This window comes from Streptomyces albus subsp. albus (assembly GCF_000725885.1).
Taxonomy (GTDB): Bacteria; Actinomycetota; Actinomycetes; order Streptomycetales; family Streptomycetaceae; genus Streptomyces; species Streptomyces albus.
In genome coordinates this window covers 1-302 of the sequence record NZ_JODR01000095.1, presented here as the reverse complement: position 1 = coordinate 302, position 302 = coordinate 1, and the positions used below count along the sequence as shown (strand labels likewise).

Annotated in this window: 1 rRNA gene; it reads right to left on the bottom strand. The window is 64.9% G+C overall.

Features of this window, described 5'->3' with window-relative positions:
• Positions 1 to 229: 229 nt before the first annotated feature.
• Positions 230 to 302 (bottom strand): 5S ribosomal RNA (gene rrf / locus IO40_RS40015); the annotation flags it as partial.

Here is a 302-nt window from a genome sequence, read left to right as displayed (position 1 = left end):
CCATCCAGAACCTCACCCCCGAAGGACGGTAACCCCAGCGGGGGATGCCTCCCGGAGACCGCACACGGGGCCGGTGTCCGCCAGCCGGCGGGAAAGTGACCACCAGCCCCCGGCAGCGGAAACAAAAAAGCAGCGCCGCCCGGGTGTGTATCCGGCCGGCGCTGCTTTCGGGCATACAAAAAAGTCGTGGTCCCTGAACTACCGTTCAGGGACCACGACTTCACAAAGAGTCCGGCGGCGTCCTACTCTCCCACACGCTCCCGCATGCAGTACCATCGGCGCTGTAAGGCTTAGCTTCCGGG